The organism is Methylibium sp., from assembly GCF_031393925.1.
In the GTDB taxonomy this organism is placed as follows: Bacteria; Pseudomonadota; Gammaproteobacteria; order Burkholderiales; family Burkholderiaceae_C; genus Methylibium.
This window is the reverse complement of record NZ_JANMWL010000124.1, coordinates 1-3851: the sequence shown is the minus strand read 5'-3', so window position 1 is coordinate 3851 and position 3851 is coordinate 1. Positions and strand designations below refer to the sequence as shown.

The window sequence follows — 3851 nt, the reverse complement described above, 5'->3', positions numbered from 1 at the left end:
ACACTGCACACCGCCATGGCTCAAGACCGCCTGCCCCCCATCCCGCCCGAGCGCTGGACCGAGGCCCAGCGCAAGGAGGCCGAGGCAATGATCGCCGGCCCGCGCGGCGCCGTGCTCGCGCCCTTCGTGCCGCTGCTGCGCAGCCCCGAACTCTCCGGCCATGTGCAGCGCCTGGGCGAATACCTGCGTTACCGCAGCGCCATCGGCGTGCGCCTGACCGAGCTGGCGATCCTGGTCACGGCCAAGCATTTCGCGCAGCCGGTCGAGTGGGCGATCCACGCACCGATCGCCGAGCGCGAGGGCCTCGCGGCCGCCACGGTGAGCGCGATCGAGCGCGGCGAACGGCCGGCCACGATGGCCGACGACGAGGCCCTGGTGCACGATTTCTGCGTCGAGCTGCTGCAGGACCGCGGCCAGGTCGGCGACGTCACCTGGGCGAAGGCGATCGCGCGCTTCGGCGAGCCCGCCGTGGTCGACCTGGTCGCCACCTGCGGCTACTACGGCCTGCTGGCGCTGGTGATGAACGCGGCGCGCACGCGGGCGTAGTGTCGGCGGTCGGGTTCGCGCGTGCGGATTCAGCCTGCCTCGGCGTCCTCGAGCAGCGAAAACCGAACCGGCAGGATCTCGCGCGTCGATAGCGTGTCGTGGCTGTCTTTCTCCACCAGCAGGAGTTGCTGCTCGTCGGGCAGGCCGGCGGGAATGACCATCCTGCCGCCCGGCTTCAACTGGTAGATCAGCGACGCCGGCACGAGATCGGGCGCCGCGGTGACGATGATCTTGTCGAACGGCGCGTGGTCGGGCCAGCCGGCGCGGCCGTCACCAACGCGCAACTCGACGTTGCTGCAGCCCTGCCGGGCCAGACGTTGGCGCGCGTCGAGCGCGAGTTCCTCGATCAACTCGATGCTGTAAACATGCTGCGTCAGCTCGGCCAGGATCGCCGTCTGGTAGCCCAGCCCGGTGCCGACCTCGAGAACGATGTCGGTCGGCTGCAGATCGAGCAGGTCGGTCATCAGCGCGACGATGAACGGCTGCGAGATCGTCTTGCCGTAGCCGCTCGGCAACGGTGTGTTGGCGTAGGCGAGGGGCTGCAATTCGAGGCGCACGAAGGCGTGGCGCGGCACCTTGGCCATCGCGTCCAGGACGCGCCGGCCGAGCGCCGCCTTGCCCAGTCGCCCGGTCAGAAAGATCGTGTGCATGGCGATCTCCGCGGTCATCTGCTGGCGCTGCATTGCGAAGTCCGGGTCGCTCATCGTGAACCCTTGCGAATGGCGCCAATGGGGCCATCGATCGTACGCCCAGCCGGGCAACGCGTCGTGCCCCGGCGCAGCGGTGCCGGGCTTGCTCGACATCGGCATCGCGCGCAAAGTCTGCGCATGAGCGACGACGAAGAAGGGCTGCTCGAGAGCTGGCTGGTGCGGGTCTGTGGCCGTGTGCAAGGCATCGGGTATCGCGAAGCCTGCGTGGGCCGCGCGCGCGAGATGGGAGTTACCGGCTGGGTGCGTAACCGCATGGACGGGTCGGTGGAGGTGCTGCTGCAGGGTTCGCCCCAGCAGCTTGCGGACCTGTGCAGGTGGCTGCGCGATGGCATGACCTGGGCACTTGTCGACGAGCTCGAAGTAACGCCGGTGCAGCCACCGTTTCCTCGCTTCGACCGCTTCGAGCGCCTGCCCACCCTGTAAGGGCAACCCAGAGGCCTGTTCGAACGTGCAGCCCACCGACGCCATCAAGCTCGTCAGGGCCTGGATCGCCGCGGCCCGGCGCATCGTCGTGTTGACGGGGGCGGGCATCTCGACCGATTCCGGCATCCCCGATTTTCGCGGGCCGCAAGGCGTCTGGACTGTCAACCCGGCCGCCGAGCAGCAGTCGACGCTGCAGCACTACCTGGCCGACCCGCAGGTGCGCCAGGCCGCGTGGCGCAGCCGCCTGGCGCATCCCGCGTGGCAGGCGCGCCCCAATCGCGGCCACCTCGCACTGGTGGAACTGGAGACTCGCGGCAAGCTGCACGCGCTGATCACGCAGAACATCGATGAGTTGCACCGGCTGGCAGGCCATGCCGGCGAGCGCATCATCGAAGTCCACGGCACGATGCGCCGCGCCATGTGCTGGGGCTGCGGCCAGCGCACGCCGATGGCCAACGTGCTGGATCGGGTTCGCGCCGGCGAGGCCGATCCGGCGTGCCGCGCCTGCGGCGGCATCCTGAAGAGCGACACGATCTCCTTCGGGCAAGCCCTGGTGCCGGCGGTCATCGATCGCGCCATGGTTGCCGCCGCCCAAGCCGACCTGCTGCTCGCGGTCGGCAGCACGCTGCAGGTCTATCCGGTGGCGGGTGTCGTTCCGGTGGCCAGGCAGGCCGGTGCACACATCGTGATCATCAACAACCAGCCGACGCCGATGGACCCTGTTGCCGACGCGCTGTTGCGCGGGCCGATCGGCGAAGTGCTGCCGGCCGTCTGTGCAGCCCATGCGGCATGAAAGCCGGCGGCACAGCGCGCCTTTTCCTTGCCCTCTGGCCGGACGATGGCACGCGCGAGGCCCTGGCCCGATGCCGCAACGCCTGGGCCTGGGATGCCCATGCCGTGCCGGAGCGCAGCGAGCGGCTGCATCTGACCCTGCATTTTCTGGGTGCAGTGCCCCGGCGACGCCTGCCCGAGCTGATCGACGGATTGCGGGTGTCTTGCAGTGCGTTCACCTTGCACCTGGACCGCGCGCAACGCTGGCCGAACGGCATCGCGGTGCTGACCCCGCAGGCCGTGCCGCAGGCCCTGCCCGCGCTGCATGCTGCCCTGCGCGTTGGGCTCGAACGCCTGGACCTGGCGACCGAAACCCGACGCTGGCAACCGCATCTGACGCTGGCACGCCATGCCAGCGAATCGGCGGCCCCTGCACACACATCGATGGTGCGTTGGCAGGTCCGCGGCTACGCGCTGGTGGAATCGCAGGCCGTGACGGGCGACTACCTCGTGCTGCGGCACTACGCGTGACGCGCGGCGGGTTTTAGGTGCTGGGAGCTGGCGTTGTTGGGCGACGCTGACGGCCAAGAGCGGGCGCTCGCAAGAACGTTCCATAGCGGACGCTCACTGCCGGATCGACCCTCGATCTGCGGTCCCACCAGAGATGGAAGCGGGGCTCGGTGGTTTGACAACTGCCCCGCATCAAATCATCCCGAGTGCTTGTGCTGCGAGAGTGCGAGCCGACCACTGGCGTGCAGTCTTCGTGCAGTCAAATCCATCTTCAAATAGGCGCGGCTGCCCTGTCGGCGCAGCATCCGCATTCCTCGCGCGGCGGCAGTTCGACCATGTGCAGTTCATTGGTGAGGAAATTGAACTCACCCCGTCGGCCGAGCATTCTTGGCGGCAGCCGGTCGGACGCCACCGCGAGGCGCAGCACCTCGCTGGCCGCAAATGATGCGGTGATTGCAGCGAGTGGCGCCAAGTTCCCGATGTTCCGCCACGGGCGCGCCAGCTTGCGCAGGTTCTGCAGGTCGTCGCCCTGCTGTTCCCCGAGGCTGATGCAGCCGCAGTGATAGCACGCCGACCGGCCGGGGATAACGGTCATGCCAATCAGGCTTAGGTGAAGGTTGTACCCACCGGCGATGACGTATGACATGCCGGAACGCTTGCATGCTTCGTCTACGAGCGCGGAGGTCGCGTCCACGCTGGGTTGGTCGGCACAGTTGACGACGATGGAATGGGACGGGCGGCCATCCAGCAGGTCGTGCAGCTGGACGGCCTCGACGATCCGCACCGGTTGCTCCTCGACCTCAACCGTCGGGTTGATCCGGCGAAGGCTGGCACAGAGTACCGCTGTCTTGCGCTGGCCGACGTCACGCAGCGCAAACAGCGATCGGTTGA

Annotated in this window: 6 protein-coding genes; 4 read left to right on the top strand and 2 right to left on the bottom strand. The window is 68.3% G+C overall.

Features of this window, described 5'->3' with window-relative positions:
• Positions 1-15: 15 nt before the first annotated feature.
• The gene (locus RMO12_RS07210; protein ID WP_309638763.1) at positions 16-546 is read left to right on the top strand and encodes a carboxymuconolactone decarboxylase family protein; all 531 of its coding nucleotides are present in this window, start codon (positions 16-18) and stop codon (positions 544-546) included.
• Positions 547-575: 29 nt separating this feature from the next.
• Here RMO12_RS07210 and RMO12_RS07205 read toward each other — a convergent pair whose 3' ends face one another.
• Entirely contained in the window at positions 576-1250 is a 675-nt protein-coding gene (locus tag RMO12_RS07205; RefSeq protein ID WP_309638762.1) for a protein-L-isoaspartate(D-aspartate) O-methyltransferase, read from the bottom strand.
• A 123-nt stretch (positions 1251-1373) separates the two neighbouring features.
• On the opposite strand from RMO12_RS07205, the gene RMO12_RS07200 reads away from it, so the two are divergent.
• From RMO12_RS07200 to thpR, 3 genes are read left to right on the top strand one after another with little or no spacing between them, the layout of a single operon-like run.
• A complete protein-coding gene (locus RMO12_RS07200; RefSeq protein ID WP_309638761.1) occupies positions 1374-1679 on the top strand; it encodes an acylphosphatase in 306 nt (101 codons plus the stop codon).
• A gap of 25 nt (positions 1680-1704) precedes the next feature.
• Positions 1705-2472: a Sir2 family NAD-dependent protein deacetylase gene (locus tag RMO12_RS07195; RefSeq protein WP_309638760.1), complete on the top strand. Its 768-nt coding sequence runs from the start codon at positions 1705-1707 to the stop codon at positions 2470-2472.
• Positions 2469-2981 carry an RNA 2',3'-cyclic phosphodiesterase gene (gene thpR / locus RMO12_RS07190; protein ID WP_309638759.1) on the top strand — a complete coding sequence of 171 codons (513 nt, stop codon included), beginning with the start codon at positions 2469-2471 and terminating at the stop codon, positions 2979-2981. The genes RMO12_RS07195 and thpR overlap by 4 nt, the downstream gene beginning before the upstream one ends.
• Positions 2982-3231: 250 nt before the next feature.
• Here the strand turns inward: thpR and RMO12_RS07185 are convergent.
• Positions 3232-3851 (bottom strand): ThiF family adenylyltransferase (locus tag RMO12_RS07185; RefSeq protein ID WP_309638758.1); only part of this gene is annotated, 620 nt, incomplete at its 5' end.